This is a genomic window from Amycolatopsis sp. NPDC054798 (assembly GCF_053611505.1).
In genome coordinates this window covers 13781-29785 of the sequence record NZ_JBSHAM010000009.1, presented here as the reverse complement: position 1 = coordinate 29785, position 16005 = coordinate 13781, and the positions used below count along the sequence as shown (strand labels likewise).

The 16005-nt window shown below is 69.0% G+C and carries 14 protein-coding genes; 12 read left to right on the top strand and 2 right to left on the bottom strand.

Going from position 1 to position 16005, the window contains the following annotated elements:
* Positions 1–96: 96 nt before the first annotated feature.
* The 3 genes from ACWGIC_RS08115 to ACWGIC_RS08105 all read left to right on the top strand — a co-directional run bounded on the left by ACWGIC_RS08115 (position 97) and on the right by ACWGIC_RS08105 (position 5120).
* A complete protein-coding gene (locus ACWGIC_RS08115; RefSeq protein WP_452075178.1) occupies positions 97–1380 on the top strand; it encodes an IniB N-terminal domain-containing protein in 1284 nt (427 codons plus the stop codon).
* Between the two features lie 97 nt (positions 1381–1477).
* Positions 1478–3250: a dynamin family protein gene (locus tag ACWGIC_RS08110; protein WP_452075177.1), complete on the top strand. Its 1773-nt coding sequence runs from the start codon at positions 1478–1480 to the stop codon at positions 3248–3250.
* Positions 3251–3920: 670 nt separating this feature from the next.
* Positions 3921–5120 (top strand): GTPase, encoded by a 1200-nt coding sequence (locus ACWGIC_RS08105; RefSeq protein WP_452075176.1) that lies wholly within the window; start codon positions 3921–3923, stop codon positions 5118–5120.
* A gap of 647 nt (positions 5121–5767) precedes the next feature.
* Here ACWGIC_RS08105 and ACWGIC_RS08100 read toward each other — a convergent pair.
* Positions 5768–6154, bottom strand: a complete 387-nt coding sequence (locus ACWGIC_RS08100; protein WP_378310477.1) for a pyridoxamine 5'-phosphate oxidase family protein — start codon at positions 6152–6154, stop codon at positions 5768–5770.
* Between the two features lie 99 nt (positions 6155–6253).
* Between ACWGIC_RS08100 and ACWGIC_RS08095 the strand changes: the two genes are divergently transcribed.
* The 4 genes from ACWGIC_RS08095 to ACWGIC_RS08080 are packed head-to-tail and all read left to right on the top strand — an operon-like array spanning position 6254 to position 10565.
* Complete coding sequence (locus ACWGIC_RS08095) at positions 6254–7201, top strand: ABC transporter substrate-binding protein (protein ID WP_452075175.1); 948 nt, start codon at positions 6254–6256, stop codon at positions 7199–7201.
* Positions 7188–8081: an amino acid ABC transporter permease gene (locus tag ACWGIC_RS08090; protein WP_452075174.1), complete on the top strand. Its 894-nt coding sequence runs from the start codon at positions 7188–7190 to the stop codon at positions 8079–8081. Before ACWGIC_RS08095 ends, ACWGIC_RS08090 begins: the two co-directional genes overlap by 14 nt.
* Positions 8074–8841 (top strand): amino acid ABC transporter ATP-binding protein, encoded by a 768-nt coding sequence (locus ACWGIC_RS08085; RefSeq protein WP_452075173.1) that lies wholly within the window; start codon positions 8074–8076, stop codon positions 8839–8841. The genes ACWGIC_RS08090 and ACWGIC_RS08085 overlap by 8 nt, the downstream gene beginning before the upstream one ends.
* A complete protein-coding gene (locus ACWGIC_RS08080) occupies positions 8838–10565 on the top strand; it encodes an aminotransferase class V-fold PLP-dependent enzyme (RefSeq protein WP_452075172.1) in 1728 nt (575 codons plus the stop codon). The genes ACWGIC_RS08085 and ACWGIC_RS08080 overlap by 4 nt, the downstream gene beginning before the upstream one ends.
* 48 nt (positions 10566–10613) lie before the next feature.
* On the opposite strand, the gene ACWGIC_RS08075 is transcribed toward ACWGIC_RS08080, so the two are convergent.
* On the bottom strand, positions 10614–11777 hold the full coding sequence (locus ACWGIC_RS08075; RefSeq protein WP_452075171.1) for a macrolide family glycosyltransferase: 1164 nt from the start codon (positions 11775–11777) through the stop codon (positions 10614–10616).
* A 273-nt stretch (positions 11778–12050) separates the two neighbouring features.
* On the opposite strand from ACWGIC_RS08075, the gene ACWGIC_RS08070 reads away from it, so the two are divergent.
* From ACWGIC_RS08070 to ACWGIC_RS08050, 5 genes are read left to right on the top strand one after another with little or no spacing between them, the layout of a single operon-like run.
* Positions 12051–12953 (top strand): ABC transporter ATP-binding protein, encoded by a 903-nt coding sequence (locus ACWGIC_RS08070; RefSeq protein ID WP_452075170.1) that lies wholly within the window; start codon positions 12051–12053, stop codon positions 12951–12953.
* On the top strand, positions 12950–13684 hold the full coding sequence (locus ACWGIC_RS08065; RefSeq protein ID WP_452075169.1) for an ABC transporter permease: 735 nt from the start codon (positions 12950–12952) through the stop codon (positions 13682–13684). Before ACWGIC_RS08070 ends, ACWGIC_RS08065 begins: the two co-directional genes overlap by 4 nt.
* A gap of 54 nt (positions 13685–13738) precedes the next feature.
* Positions 13739–14386 carry a hypothetical protein gene (locus ACWGIC_RS08060; protein ID WP_452075168.1) on the top strand — a complete coding sequence of 216 codons (648 nt, stop codon included), beginning with the start codon at positions 13739–13741 and terminating at the stop codon, positions 14384–14386.
* Complete coding sequence (locus ACWGIC_RS08055) at positions 14379–14684, top strand: winged helix-turn-helix domain-containing protein (RefSeq protein WP_452075167.1); 306 nt, start codon at positions 14379–14381, stop codon at positions 14682–14684. Before ACWGIC_RS08060 ends, ACWGIC_RS08055 begins: the two co-directional genes overlap by 8 nt.
* A gap of 1 nt (position 14685) precedes the next feature.
* Positions 14686–16005, top strand: coding sequence for a DNA polymerase IV (locus tag ACWGIC_RS08050; RefSeq protein WP_452075166.1), 1320 nt, complete (start codon positions 14686–14688; stop codon positions 16003–16005).

The following is a 16005-nucleotide window of genomic DNA, read 5'->3' as shown; positions in this document are numbered from 1 at the left end:
CGATGTGAGCGGGGGTGCCCCGTCCCTACCTTGAGCGCCACGCCCGGCCGGGGAGGGCCGGGCATCCCCCGTAATCACGACAAGTGGAGATCCCCGATGGACCCGGTGCAGACTCTGCACGACTTCACGCTCACCTTGCTCCAAGACCCGTCCGCGCTCGCCGCTTTCGGCCAGGACCCGCAGGCCGCGCTGGCCGCTGCCGGGCTGGGCGACATCAGCGCCGCCGACGTGAACGAGGTCGCGCCGCTGGTGCTCGACTACGTCCCGGTGGACCACCTGGCCTCGCTTGGGCACCTGCCCCAGGCGGGCGACCTGACCACTGCGCTCAGCGACGGCCCGCAGGGCGCGATCGAGCAGCTGCAGGCGCTCACCGCCTCGCTCGGCCTTCCGGCCGGCGGTGCGGCGGCGTCCGCAGGCGCGCCGGAGCTTCCGGGCCTCGGCGAGCTGCCGGCGGTGCCGGGCGTGGGCGACCTGCCCGGTCTCGGCGAGCTGCCGGGCGCGGACGCGCTTCCGGCCGTCGGCGACCTGCCTGGCCTCGGCGAACTGCCCGTCGTCAGCGACGTGGCCGGTGCTTCGGCGCTGCCGGCAGCCGGCGAGCTCCCGGGCCTCAGCGACCTTCCGACGGTGCCCGGCCTCGGCGAGCTGCCGGGTGCCGGTGCTCTCCCGGGCGTCGGCGCGCTGCCTGGTCTCGGTGACGTCGCCAGCGCGGTTCCGGCGCTGCCGGCGGCCGGCGAGCTGCCGTCGGTTCCGGCTGTCCCGGCCGTTCCGGGGCTGCCCTCGGTTCCGGGAGTCGGCGACGTGCAGAACGCTGCCGCCTCCGTCACCGCGCTGGTGCAGAACCCGACCAGTGCACTCGCCCTGGGCAACGACCTGGCCAGCGGGCTGGACTCCAGCGCCGTCGCGCAGGCGAGCGGGCAGGCGGCCGCCGCGGCCGACGGTGCCATCTCGCAGGTGCAGCACGTCGGCGGCGAGCTCGCGGCCGCTTCGCCGGTCAACGTCAGCGACCTGCCGGTCGCGAACTCCGCTGGACAGGTCGCTGCCCACGCGACCGAAGCCGGCGGCGGGGTTGCCGGGCACGTCAGCGACGCTGTCGGGTCCGTCACCGAGCACGTCGGCAGCCTGAGCAGCGCGCTCAGCGCCGACGGCCTGAACCACGCTGTGAACGGCGTGACCCAGCAGGCGCACTCGCTCATCTCGCACGGCGAGACGGAGCGTTCCGACGCCGCCACCGAGGCGCACACCGGGACCGACGCTGGCGTGGGCATGGTGCACGACACCGTCTCGACGGTCTCCGACCTCGGGCACCAGGGCCTCGGCCTTGACCTGCACGCCGGTGCGGAGACCTCGCACGGCGGCGGTGAGCTGCACATTTCCCTCTGAGCAAGGGTAGTCCGGGAGTGGCTCTGCGGTCTGGGTGCGACCGCGGAGCCACCACCCGGTTCGGATACTCCCCGTACACGGGGGACACTTGTTCGCCGTGACGGCTCCAGCTTGGCTCGAAGTGCTCGCTGAGACCTCGGATGCCTGCCGGACGCACGGCCGCGAGGATCTGGCCCAGCGCCTTCGCCGGCGTCGGGACCGGCCACCGGGAGGCACGCGGGTCGCTGTGCTCGGATTCCCTAAGCAAGGCAAGGGTTACCTGGTCAACGCGGTGCTGAACGCGCCGGTCTGCCCGGTCGGCGACGCGGCGACCCCCGCGGTGCCGATCGAAGTCAAGTACGCGGCCGAACCCGGTGCGACGCTCGTCGGGCGCGCTGACGAACGCGTCCCGGTCGAGATCGAGAAGCTGACCGGCGAGGTCGGTGCCCGGCCGGCCGGCTCGCTGCGGCGGGTCGAGGTCGGGGTCCCGCGCGATCTGCTGTCCGCGGGTTTGGTACTCATCGACACCCCGGCGATCGGCGATCCGAGGTCGCCTCGCACGGCTGCCGCTCTTGATGTCCTCGCGGACGCTGACGCGGTCATTCTTGTTTCCGACGCCGCCGCTCCGCTGGACCAGGCCGAGCTGGCGCTGGCACATCACATCCGCACGTGGTGTCCGCACGTGGTTGTCGCGCTGACCAAGATCGATGTCAGCGCCGGATGGCGCACGGTTGCTGAGCAGAACCGGACCGCGTTGTCGGCGGCTGGGATCGACTCGCCGGTGCTGCCGGTGTCGGCGACGGTTCGTTTCGCCGCGGCCAAGGGCGGAGACCAAGACCTCAACGCGCGGTCCGGATTCCCCGAGCTGCTTTCCTGGATCGCGACGCAGGTTTCGCGGCCGGCGGAGAGCACGGCCGCGTTGCTCGCCGCGGTGAGCGTGCGCGCGGCGGCAGCGGAGCTGGTCGAGACCTTGCGCGCGCGGGCCGAAGCAGCGGGGCAGGAAGCAGGCATCGACCAGGCGACGTTGCTGCAACGCTCCCAACGTCGCGCCGAGGAACTGCGCCGCCGCAACAGCCGGTGGCAGAACCTGCTGTCGGACGAGATCGCCGACCTTCAGTCCGATGCCGAGTACGACCTGCGCGAACGCACCCGGAAGATCGTCGAGACGATCGATGAGACCTTCGACCGCGGTGATCCGGTGAAGGTGTGGGACGAGTTCGGACCGTGGCTGGACAGCACGCTCGCGGAAGCGGTCGAGACGACCTACACGTTCGCGGCCGAGCGCGCGGAGTGGATCGCGCAAGCGGTGGCGGTGAGTTTCGGCGCGCAGTACGAACTGCCGGAACTGGCCTTGACCGACTCCGGTGCGGACCGGATCGCCGAGGTGCGGCAGCCGCGGATCGAGCGGTTCAAGATCGGCCAGAAAGCGTTCACCGGGTTGCGCGGTTCGTACGGCGGTGTGCTGATGTTCGGCCTGGTGACCGGATTGGCGGGGTTGCCGTTGATCAACCCGGTGTCGATCGGGGCGGGCGTCGCGTTCGCGGCGAAGACGATCGCCGACGAGGGCGGCATGCGGCTGCAACGTCGGCAGGCGGTGGCCAAGATGACCGCGCAACGGCATGTCGACGACGTGTTCCTGCGGTTCAGCAAGGAATGCCGCGACGCGATCCGTCATGTGCAGCGACGATTGCGGGACCACTTCACTGAGCTCGCGGACAGCCTTGCCGACGAATTGACGCGGGAACGCGAGATGATCATCGCCGGGTCGGCCGAGCGGGAGCGGCGCAGCGCAGCGTTGCGGCGGGAGATCGACCGGCTCGCGGGGTTGCACAAGCGGGCTGGGGAGCTGGGGATGCTGGCTAATCGGGTGCCTAAGGAGTTGCCTGCGTGACGTTGGCTGAGACTCGCTGAGCGGCGGACTTTGCTGGTACTGCGGGCTTTCCGCGGGTTGAGGACGTCGGCCGGTCGGCGGTCGGAGTAACTGCTTGCGCGACTTTGGCTGGCTCGCCGGGCGAGGCGGACCACTGGGGACGTCGGTCGGCCGCCCGACGAATTGCTTGCGCGACTTCTTTGGGGACGGCGGAGCGTCTTGGTTGTGCTGGTGGTTTTCTTCGGGACTGGCTGAGCCTTCGGTGGGGCGGGTGTTGACGGGATGCGGCGCGGCTTCTGGACGCCTGTGCGTCGTCAGGGGTTGTGGAGTGGGTTCCGCATCGTGGGAGTGAGTTGGCCTGTGGTGCGTTGAGACGTTTTGCTGCGGCGCAGGCAGTTTGGCGAGCTGGGACGAGTTTGCCTGGCAGAGCCGCGTCGGTGATGAGTTGCGGTGTGGTTCGTCGGGGTTGAATCTCTCCGGTCGCGCGAGCTGAGCGGGAGATGCGGCTGCGTCGTGGAGGTTCGGTTGTCGGGAATGTGGCGTTCTTGGGCGGTTGAGGGTGTTCCGGAGAGCTGTCGCCTGGGTTGATGGGGGTCGGCTTCGGTATTCGGTGAGCGGGGCAGTGCCGGGTAGTCGAGGATGTTCGGGGTTGTGCCGGGTGGTGTGCGTCGAGTGAGGAGTGGTGTCGCGCGTGGTTGAGGACGTTCGGGCTCTTCTGGCGGATGCTTGTGCGTACTACCGCGACAGTCCGAGGGCGTCGGCGTTGCTGAGGGAAGCGCTTGACCACCTCGACGAGCCGCTTCGGGTCAGCATCGGCGGAGCTGCGGGGACTGGGAAGACCACGTTGACCGCGGCGTTGGGGGATTGGCCGACGCGGGCGTTGCGCGATCTGGAGTTTCTCGATGCGCCGCATCCCTCGACGCTTACTGACGCCTCTGTGCGGCTTTTGCGTCATCTTGAGCCAGACCAGTTGGCGACGTTGCGTCCGACCTCTCCGTCTGCGTTCGCGCGGCAGACGGCCGTCGACACGATCCTTGTGCTTGCGCGCGCGGACGAGACGGGCGCGGGACGGATTGACGCACTGCTCACCGCGAAGCAGATTGCGCGACGCGCGTGGCGCGAAGATCCGCTGTGCAGCGGGTTCCAAGGCGTGATCGCCGTGGCGGCGCAGCTTGCGTACGGGGCGCGCGCGTTCACCGACGACGAGTTCGAGCTTCTTGCCGCCTTCGCAGCGGTGCCTCGTGAGGAGTTGGAGCGGTATCTGCTGTCGGTGGATTCATTTACTGATCCGGCGTTTCCGGGGCCAGTTTCGGTCGAGACGCGACGGTCGTTGGTGGTTCGCTTCGGGTTGTTCGGGGTGAAGCTTGCGCTGACGTTGATCCGTACGGGCTGTGACGACCGAGTGAAGCTGTCGACGGAACTGGTGCGGCGTAGTGGTCTTGGCGAGCTTCGCGACACTATCGCGGGTTGTTTCGCTGCGCGTGCGGACGCGTTGCGTGCGCGGACGGCGTTGATTCGGTTGGAGACCGTGTTAAACGCGGAGCCTCGGCCGCACAGTGATCGGCTTGCGGCGCGGGTTGAGCGATTTTCGGCCAGTGCGCATGACTTCCGCGAGTTGCGGCTGATCGCGGACATTCGCGGCGGACGTACCGCGTTGGCGGGGGAAGCGGCGGAGGAAGCTGTGCAGTTGCTGGGGGCGGAAGGGACAGCGCCGGAGGAACGGCTGGGGCTCGCGGTGGGTACGGATCCGCGCGAGATGTATGAGGCCGGTCTTGACGCGGTGATGCGGTGGCGGCATGAGGCGGAACGGCCGGACCGGGCGCTGGCGGAGCGGGCGGCGGCGCAGGTTGTGGTCCGCAGTGCGGAAGGGTTGCTGGCGCAGTTCGTGTGACTGGGGCGATTGCCCAGGTCAGGTGGCCGGGGCGACTGCCCAGGGCAGTCGGCTGGGGTGACTGTCTGGGGCAGACGCCGGGACTACCGCCTGGGGCTATGGCCCGGGCGAGCGCCTGGGACTAGTGGCTGAGAGGGCTGGGCGAGCGGCCTAGGTGGGTGGTTGACCGGGCTTCTGGTTCGGGCGATCGCCCGGGACGTCTGCCCAAGTTAGCCGACTGTGGCTAGTGGCCGGGGTGCCCGACCGGGGCGGCTGACCGAGGCAGGTGACCGAGACGATTGGCCGGGACGGATGACTGGGGCGATCGACCGGGGCGGGTGTCTAGGACAGTCGACCGGGGACGGTTGGGGTGGGCGACCAGGGCGATCGCCTGGGGCGGATGATCAGGGCAGTCGACCGAGACGATGGCTGGGCGTGTGCCTGGGGCGACTGATCAGGGCGGCCGGTCAGGATCACTGCTTGGCGCGGGGTGCGGCGCAGGCCGGAGCGGAGGGGCGCTGCGGTGGAGCGTCGGACCGGGCAGGTACGTGCTAGCGATAGGCCGCCGTCCGCGCAGCGTCCGCCCGCGAGAAGCACTGCTGCCATAACGTGATCGGGAAGATCCGGACGTACTGAGAACCATCCAGGCAGGGACGCAAGCAGGAACCTCAGGCGTTGCCCAGCACCCGTCCGATAGTGAGTTCCAGGACGACTCGCTGCGGGTTTTCCCGAGGTTGCCGGTACCGCTGGGCGTAGCGCTCTTCGGCGTCGCGGACTGAAGCGGCGTCGTCGAGGAGGCGGATTCTGCCTTCCAACGTGGACCAGGTCCGGCCCTCGAACTGGCACACCGCGGCGGCTAGGCCGGTGTCTCCCGCTGCGCGGATGAGGCGGGCCTTGTACGAGGTCCCGGAGGCGATCACGCGGGCGATGCCCTGTTCGAAGTCGACCGTCACGCCTACCGCGACCACGTGCGGCGTTCCGTTCGGGCGCACCGTCGTGAGCGACGCGAGCCGCCGTTCGGTCCAGAACTGGCGGAAGCCCTCGTCGAGTGTCATGTCCGCACGCTAGACGAGACAAAAATTCAACTGCTTGTTGACCTCTTTAACAACCAGTTGTAGCGTCCCGCGGAACCAACGACGTCCTGGAGGATCCGCATGTCGTCGCTTCGTTCCCGTGCCTGGCAGGCCGTGCTGCTGGGCAGCCTGCTCGCGTTCGCCACCGCCTGCGGAGGAGGTCCCGACGGGGCCGGCGGTGGGCAACAGCAGAAGCCGAGCGCTATTCCGGACAACACTGCGCTGCTCGGCGCGATCAAGGCCGACCCGCAGCTCGCCGGAGCGTTGCCGCCGGCTGTCGTGCAGGCCAAGACGTTGCGGCTGGCGTCCAACATTCAATCCGCGCCGAACAATTTCTACGCCGCGGACGGCAAGACGCCGATCGGCTACGAGGTCGATCTGGCCAAGGCGGTCGGGGCGAAGCTCGGGGTGACCGTCGCGTACCAGGATCTCGCGTTCGGTTCGCTGATCACGAGCCTGCAGTCCGGCCGCGTCGATCTGACCATGGCCGCGATGAACGACACCAAGGAACGCCAGCAGCAGATCGACTTCGTCGACTACTTCTCGTCCGGCATCACGATCATGATCCGCAAGGGCAACCCGGACGGCATCACCGGGCCGGACACGTTGTGCGGCAAGAACGTGGCAGTCGTACAGGGCACCAGTCACCAGAAGTTCGCGACCGCGCAGAGCACGAAGTGCACGCAGGCCGGCAAGCCGGCGATCACGGTCACCGCGACCGACAGCGACAACCAGAACCAGAATCAGCTGCGCACCGGTCGCGTCGCGGCGATTCTCAACGACCTGCCGAGCGCGGTCTACATCTCGCGCACCGCGGGCGACGGCAAGTTCTTCGAGGTCGTGCCCGGCCAGCCGATCGAGGGCGGGCCGTACGGGATGGGTTTCGCGAAGAACAACTCGAAGCTGCGCGACGCGGTCAAGCAGGCGCTGCAGTCGCTCGTCGCCGACGGGACGTACGGCAAGATCCTGCAGTCCTGGGGCGTCGAGCAGGGCGCGATCAAGGAGGCGGCTGTCAATGGCGGAAGCTGAACCGCTGCCGATCGTCCGGTTGCGGCATTGGGGCCGCTGGGTCAGCGCGGCGGTGATCGTCGCGCTGCTGGTACTGCTGGGTTTCGCGCTCGCGCAGGCGCAGATCGAGTGGGGCTCAGTACCCGACTTCGTCTTCTACCGCGTGATGGCGCTCGGGCTGCTCAACACCGTCGTGCTGGCGGTGATCGCGCAGGCGATCGCGATCGTGCTCGGCATCCTGATCGCGTTGCTGCGGCTCAGCGCCAATCCGGTCGCGAAATGGTTCGCGGCGGCCTACATCTGGCTGTTCCGCGGGCTTCCGGTGCTGTTGCAGATCCTGATCTGGTACAACCTGGCGCTGATCTTCCCGACCGTCTCGATCCCGCTGCCCTTCGGCGGCTACCTCGTGCACGAGCCGACGAACGTGCTGATCAGCGCGTTCACCGCGGCGCTGCTCGGGCTGGCGCTGAACGAGAGCGCGTACATGGCGGAGATCGTGCGCGCCGGGCTGACGAGCGTCGACTCCGGGCAGACCGAGGCCGCGAAATCCATCGGCATGACGCCTGGTGCGACGCTGCGCCGGGTCGTGCTGCCGCAGGCGATGCGCGTGATCATCCCGCCGACCGGCAACGACTTCATCAACATGCTCAAGGGCACGTCGATGGCGTCGGTGATCGGCGTGACCGAGCTGATCCACGCGGCCAACAACATCTCGTCCAACAACCTGCTGGTGATGGAGACGCTGATCGCAGCGGCGATCTGGTACATGGTCGTGGTCACCGTGGCCGGTGTCGGCCAGCATTACCTTGAACGATCGTTCGGGGCAGCCGACCGGAGCCCGGCCGCGCGGGTCGGGAAGGCGCTCAAGGGGATGCCGCTGGTGAGGGGTGCGCGTGTCTGAACCGTTGCTGAAAGCCGTCGGGGTCCGCAAGAACTACGGGCACACCGAGGTGCTCAAGGGCATCGATCTGGAAGTCCACAAAGGACAGGTGGTGTGCCTGCTCGGGCCGTCCGGGGCGGGGAAGAGCACGTTTCTGCGCTGCCTCAACCACCTCGAGACGATCGACGGCGGCCAGGTCTGGGTGGACGGCGAGCCGATCGGGTTCAAGCTTCGCGGCGGCAAGCTCTACGAGCTGCGGGAGAAGGACGTCGCGCGGCAGCGCCGGGACATCGGCATGGTGTTCCAGCGGTTCAATCTGTTCGGGCACCGGACCGCGCTGGAAAACGTGGTCGAGGGGCCGGTGCGGGTGCTCGGCGTCGACCCGGCGAAAGCCCGGAAAGAGGCGCTGGACCTGCTCGACCGGGTCGGGCTCGCGGACCGGGCGGGCGCATACCCAGGGCAACTGTCCGGCGGGCAGCAGCAGCGCGTCGCGATCGCCCGGTCGCTGGCGATGAAGCCGAAGCTCATGCTGTTCGACGAACCGACGTCCGCGCTGGACCCGGAACTGGTCGGGGAGGTGCTCGCGGTGATGGGTACGTTGGCTCGGGAGGGGATGACGATGGTGGTCGTGACGCACGAGATGGCCTTCGCCGCGGAGGCCGCCGACGAGGTGGTGTTCCTCGCCGACGGCGCGGTGGTCGAAACCGGGCCGCCGGAACGCGTGCTGAAAACTCCGGAACACGAGCGGACGCGGCAGTTCCTCGCGCGGGTCCTCTCGTGACCCGGATCCCGCCCCGGTACCTGCTCCAGTTCGACGAGCCCGCGGGCTACCTGGACTTCGCGCGGTTCGGGCCTCCGTCGCACGCCGTGCTCGACACCACCGCCCGGCTGCTGGAGGCGACGACCAAGGCCGGTCCGTCCACTGTGGACGAGCTGATGCGGCAGGAGATCCGGGCGAAGGCGGCGGCCGCGCGGCTCTGCGGCAGCGACACCGACCACACCGTGCTGCTCCCGCACACCAGTCTCGGCCTGTTCCAGGCGGCGTTCAACAGCCACGGCGAAGTGCTCGTTTCGGCCGCGGAGTTCCCGGCCAACACCTACCCGTGGGCGCGCGCCGAACAGGCCGGAAGGGTGCGGATGCGGCGGCTGGAGGGCGGTTACGTCACCGCCGATCGGCTCGCCGAAGCGCTCACGCCGGAAACCGCTGTCGTTTCGGTGAGCGCGGTCGATTTCCGCACTGGTTACCGGGCCGATCTCGCCGCGTTGCGCGAGGTGGTGGGCGACCGGTTGCTGGTGGTCGACGGGATCCAGGGTTTCGGGGTCGTCGAAGCGCCGTGGGAGGTCGCCGACGTGCTCGTGGTCGGCGGGCAGAAGTGGCTGCGGGCGGGCTGGGGCACCGGGTTCGCGGTGCTGTCCGACCGGGCGCTGGCGCGGATGGACCCGATCCTGTCCGGCTGGACCGGCGCGCGCGACCCCGGTCTGTTCGACAACGAGATCCACCCGGCCGACCCGACCGCGGCGAGCTGGTCGCTCTCGAACCTCAGCCCGGTCACGTCCGGTGCGTTCGCGGCGGCGCTCGAACTGGTCGAGGAAACCGGCGTCGCGGCGATCGCGGGCCGGATCGGCGAACGCGTCGGCGAGCTGGAGGAAGTGCTGCGCTCGTTCGGCGCGGAGATCGTGTCGGCGACTGAGCGGCGGGCGGGGATTCTCGCGTTTTCGTTGCCGGACAAGCCGGCGGAGCAGGTCGGGGCGGCGTTGACCGCGGCGGGTATCGCGGCGACAGTGCGTCCGGAACATGTCCGATTGTCGCCGCACGCGTCGACTCCGGCGGCGGCCGCGGACCTGGTGCGGGATGCGTTGGAAACGCTGCTGCGGCCTCGCCGGGTGGTGCCGGTCGCGTCGGCTTCGGGCACCGCGACGCATGAGCTGCTCAACGCGCTGGTTCCGGCGGTGGACGGGCTGGCGGCGATGCTCGGGCCGGGCAACGAGGTGTTGCTGCACGACCTTTCGCGGCTGCCGGACTCGATCGTCGCGATCGCGGGGAAACTCACCGGCCGCTCGGTCGGCGGGCCGATGACGGACCTGCTGCTCGGACTCGTCCGCCGCGGCACGACACAGGACCTGACCAACTACCGCACGCACAGCCCGGACGGCCGCGAGATCCGGTCGTCCACGCTGTTCCTGCGGGACGCCGAGGGCACGGCGATCGGGTGTCTGTGCGTGAACAGCGAACTGCCCGCGGCGGCGCAGACGTCTGAGGAACGGCGGGAGGAAACGTTCCTGCCGGACGTCGACAGCCTGCAGCGGTTCCTCGTCGGACGGGCGATCGGGAAGTCCGGGATTCCGGTGGAGCTGATGAAGAAGCGGCACAAGTCGGCGGTGGTCCGGGAGCTGGACGAGGCCGGATACTTCCTGATCAAGGACGCGGTGGATCATCTGGCCGGGCAGCTCGAGGTGACCCGGTACACGATTTACAACTACCTCAACGAGATCCGGGCCGGATAGCCGTACCGCCCGGGCTTGGTGCTGCCAGGCCCGGGCGGTGCCGCGTGCTTATTTCAGGAACCGTTCCACCGCGTCCGTGGCCGCGGTAATCCCGCCGTTGGCGCGGATTTCCGCGCGCAGCTCAGCGAGGCGTGCCGCGACGTCCGGCGAACTGCTGACCTCCACGACGGCTTCGCGGAGCGACTTGGCGGTCACCTGATCCGCGGGCAGATGCTTGCCCACCCCCAACGCTTCCAGCTGCGCGGCGTTGCCGAACTGGTCGACAGCCTGCGGAATGGAGACCGTCGGGACGCCGTACCAGAGGGATTCCGTGCAGCCGCCCATGCCGGCGTGCGTGATGAAGGCGGACGCGACGTCGAGGATCGCCAGCTGCGGCACTGTTTCGTGCGCCTCGACCGACTCCGGCAGCGGGCCGAGGTCGTCCTTCGAGACGTGCTTGCCGATCGAGAGCACGACGTGCCAGTCCTCGAATTCGGTGCTGCAGTACCGGTAGACGTCCAGCTGGTCGTTGTACGCCGTGCCGAACGACACGAGCAGCACAGGTTTTCCGTCGGACGGCGGAGTCCAGTGCTCGGCCTCGCGCGCTGGGTCGAGGCACGGGCCGACGAACTGCACGCGCTCCGGCACGCGGTCGGCGTTCGGCTGCATCGCGCGCGGGATCAGCGACAGGGTCGGCACCGGTCGCGCGAGCCACGTCCAGGCGTCATCGTCGACGCCGTTTTCCGTCAGCCACTCGGTAAACGCCCGGTTGTAGTCCACTCCGGACGGTGAGGTGCGGATCGGTTTGAGGACCTCGGCGAGTTCCTCCTCGTAGCCGTCCCAGGCGACGTAGGTGGGGGACAACTGCACCGCCGGCACGTCGTAGCGGAGGCCGAGCAGCGGGGCGCTGAACCCGCCGATGTCGTAAAGCAGCAGGTCCGGCCGGTCCTGGTCGAAGGTTTCGATCAGCCGCGGGTGGATCGCGACGGCTTCGTCGAGGAAGACGCGCATCGCTTCGGCCGGGTCCTCCGGCCATTCGGCGTCCGGGCCGAGCGGGAAGATCGTCGGATGCGCGACGACGTCCGCGCCGGTCGCTTCGACCAGCTCGGCGAGCGGTTCGCCCACGACGTAGCTGACCCGGTGCCCGCGGCGCACCAGTTCGCGGATGATCCCCAGCGAAGGATAGATGTGGCTCGGCGCGGAACAGCCGACCATGACGATGTGCTTGCCCATGAGGCGGAAGTGTCCTTTCCGGACGAGAAGCGGTCCGGCACGCGGAGCGGGGCCGCCCGGTGGCGGGCGGCCCGGAAAGTCGTGCCGGGATCAGGACAGGCGGCAGCGGGCGAAGATCGTCATGGGACGGGACGGTAGTGCGGCTGGTCGAGGGGAGCAACCGGATTAGGCCGGGCTGCTTGCCGCAGTGAACAACTCCGCATTGCCCACTACTTTCCATCCCAGTGGACTTTGTGTTACAAAGTTCAGGACAGCGAAGCACTGGGGGACGAGATGACAGAAGCGTTCAGGCTGACCAGCCTGGTGAAGCAGTTCAAGCAGGTCCGCGCGGTCGACGGGGTGTCCGTGACTGTGCGGCGCGGCGAGGTCGTCGCGCTGCTGGGGCCGAACGGCGCGGGCAAATCGACCACGATCGACATGCTGCTCGGGCTGACCTCGCCGGATGAGGGGAGCGTGCGGGTGTTCGGCGGGACTCCTCGGGCGGCGCTCGACTCCGGACGGCTCGCGGCGATGGTGCAGAACGGGTTCCTCCTGCGGGACGTCACGCCGGCCGAGCTGGTCGAGTTGCATCGGTCGATGTTCCGGGATCCGTTGTCCGCCAAGGAGGTTTACGACCGGGCTGGCATCGGGGAATTCGCGAAGCGGCGGTGCGGCAAGTTGTCCGGCGGGCAGCTTCAGCGGGTTCGGTACGCGCTCGCGCTGACTGGCGACCCGGAGTTGCTGATCCTCGACGAGCCGACGGCGGCGCTGGACGTCGACGCCCGGCGTGAGTTCTGGGCGTCGATGCGTGAGTTCACGGCGGCGGGCCGGACTGTCCTCTTCGCGACGCATTACCTCGCTGAGGCGGAGGAGTACGCGGACCGCGTCGTGTTGATGCGGCACGGGAAGGTCGTCGCGGACGGGGCAGTCGACGAGGTGCGCGCGAATGTGTCCGGGCGAGTGATCAGGGCAGTCGTACAGGGCGCCCAGGAGGAAGCGCTGGCGGCGCTGGACGGGGTCGCCAGGGCAGTCGTACAGGGCGATCGTACGGAACTTGGCTGTACTGACTCCGACCTGGCGATCCGGGCGTTGCTCACGGCGTTTCCACAGTCCAGCTCGATCGAGATCACCTCCGCGGGGCTGGAGGAAGCCTTCCTTGCCCTCACCTCCGACGAGCCGCAGGGAGCGCTCCGATGAACCTCGTCTACCTCCGGCTGGAGATCCTGCGCATCGTGCGCAGCCCGCAGTTCGCGTTGTTCACCATCGTGGTCCCGCTCGGGATGTTCCTGCTGTTCGGCGGGTTGTACGGCGACCAGGTCGGTGCGAACGGCATTCGGGCGAGTGTCACGACGATGATCAACATGGGCGCGTACGGCGCGATGAGCGGCGCGTTGTTCACCGGCACCCGCGTCGCGACTGAGCGGACTGACGGCTGGCAGCGGCAGCTTCGGCTCACACCGATGCGCGGGCCCGGCTACCTCGCGGTCAAGATCGCATCCTCGATGGCGATGGCACTTCCGGTCGTTCTGGTGATCTTCATCGGCGGTGCGTTGCGTGGTGTGCAGCTCACCGCGGCGCAGTGGCTGCTCAGCGGGTTCGCGTTGTGGCTGGGCGCGCTGCCGTTCGCGGTGCTCGGGCTGCTGCTCGGGTTGTTCGGCAAGGGGGACACGGTCGGGGCGATGACCGGTGCGTTGATGCTGCCGCTCGGTGTGTTCGGCGGGTTGTGGCTGCCGCTGTCGATCTTGCCGGAATGGATGGCGACGCTGGCGCACTTCTTCCCGACGTACTGGCTCGGCCGCGTCGGCACGCTTCCGGTGGATCACGCCGGTGGCCTCGGTCTCGCGGTCGGTGTGCTGGCTGCGTGGCTGATCGTGCCCGCGCTCGTGGTGGTGCGGCGGTTCCGGCTGGGCCCGGTGAAGGTCGCGTGACGTGTTAGCTTCCGTGCTGCATGCGGGGTCAGTACGGGGGAAGGGCGGTCCGGGGTGAACAACGACGCGGGGGACCCCGTCGAGGACGAAGGCGAGCCGCTGTCGGTGGCGGAATCGCTTGAGCTCATCGCCCGGCAGAACGAGCGGACGCGCCGGGAACTGCGAGTCAGCCCGGCGCGGCTGTTCGCCGTCTGGGCCTTCGCCTGGCTGGTCGGGTGGGGGCTCGTCTACCTCTCCGATGAACGGTCGGTGGCACTGCTGCCCGGCTGGGTCGCGGGAATCGTCGTCGCGGTGCTCATGGTGGGCGCGATCGTTTACTCCGCTTGGCACGGCAGCAAAGGCGGCCGGGGAATCCGCGGTCCGTCACAGCGGATCGGCGCGATGTACGGCTGGGCGTGGATGATCTCGTTCGCCGGGATGAGCCTGATCGACATCAGGTTCACCAAGCTCCTCCCTGAGGGCTCGGACCTCGTGCCGCTGCTGTGGACTGGCACGTCGCTGCTGCTGACCGGCGCGCTCTACCTTGCCGGCGGGACTCTGTGGCAGGACCTGAGGCAGTATTTCCTCGGCGGCTGGATCATCGTGTGCAGCGGGGCGAGCGTCCTGGTCGGCGTGCCGGGCAACTTCCTCGTCCTCTCGCTCGCGGGCGGCGGCGGATTCGCGGTCGCGGCGCTGATCTACGTGGTGCGGCCCCGTGACTGAGCTGCCGGAGCTCGACCCCGTCATCCACGCCCAGGCGCGGCTGCGCGTCACGGTCGCGCTCGCCGGGCTGCGTTCGGACGACCAGATCACCTTCCCCCGGCTCCAGCAGCTGCTGGAGATGACCGCGGGCAACCTCTCGACGCATCTGCGCAAACTCGAGGACGCCGAGTACGTCGAGATCACCAAGGCCTACGAGCACCGCACGCCGGTCACGCTGGTGCGGCTCACGAGCAAGGGCCGGGCGGCGTTCGAGACCTATACCAAGGCGCTGCAACGGCTCCTGGACGCTGGAACCTGACATGTCCCGCTGGGTCGTGCACTTGGACCTCGACGCGTTCTACGCCTCTGCCGAACAGCTCACCCGGCCGACGCTTCGCGGACGCGCGGTGGTGGTCGGCGGCACCGGGCACCGCGGCGTCGTCGCCGGGGCGAGTTACGAATCCCGCGAGTACGGCGTGCGTTCGGCGATGCCGATGTCCCAGGCGCGCCGGCTGCTCCCGGCCGGCGGCGTCGTGCTGCCGCCGCGGTTCCGGTTGTACGAAATCCTGAGCAAGCAGGTCTTCGACGTCGTCAGCGAGGTCGCGCCGGTGCTGGAACGGATTTCGCTCGACGAAGCGTTCGCCGAACCGCCCGCGCTCGCGGGTGCGTCGGTGGAGCAGGTGACCGGATGGGCCGAGAAACTGAGGACACGGATCCGGGAAGAGACCGGGCTGACCGCGTCGATCGGTGCGGGGACGGGCAAGCAGGTCGCGAAAATCGGTTCGGACCGGGCGAAGCCGGACGGTTTGCTGGTCGTGCCGCCGGGGACCGAACGCGAATTCCTGGCCCCGCTGCCGGTGCGCGCGTTGTGGGGGATCGGGCCGGTGGCGGAAGCGAAACTGCGCACGATCGGCGTTCTCACCTTGGGGCAACTGGCGGCGTTGCCGGAACCGGACGCGGTGTCGACGCTCGGCGGAGTGGTCGGCCGCGACCTGCGACGGCTGGCGAGCGGTTTCGACGACCGTCCGGTCGCGGAACGGGGTGAAGCCAAGCAAGTGAGCGCGGAGACGACCTTCGACATCGATGTGGTCGATCTCGTCCGGTTGCGCGCGGAGGTAAGGAAAATCGCGGCTAGTGCGCATGCTCGGCTCGTGAAAGCGGGTCGCGTCGCGCGCACGGTGGTGATCAAGCTGCGGCATACGGACATGAGCACGGTGACTCGTTCTGAGACCACCGCGTCGCCCACCGATGACCTCGAACAGCTTGCGGCTACGGCAGAACGGCTGCTGCTCGACCCGCAAGAGTTCGGCGGGGTACGGCTGGCAGGCGTTGCGTTCAGCGGGCTTTCGGTACCGCATCAGGACGCGTTGTTCAGCCTGACCGTGCCTGCGGTGACGGAGGAGCCGGTGGTCACGTCGGCGCCGTCGCCGGGCGGGAGCGCACCGGTGTCGTCGTCTGGATGGCGTCCGGGCGATGACGTGGTGCATGCCGAGTACGGCACGGGCTGGGTGCAGGGCGCGGGACACGGCCGGGTGACAGTGCGGTTCGAGACGCGCACGTCGGGGCCAGGCGTCGCACGGACGTTCGACCAGACCGATCCGGCGCTGACGCGCGGACAGCCCGCCGACTGCCTAGCCTGA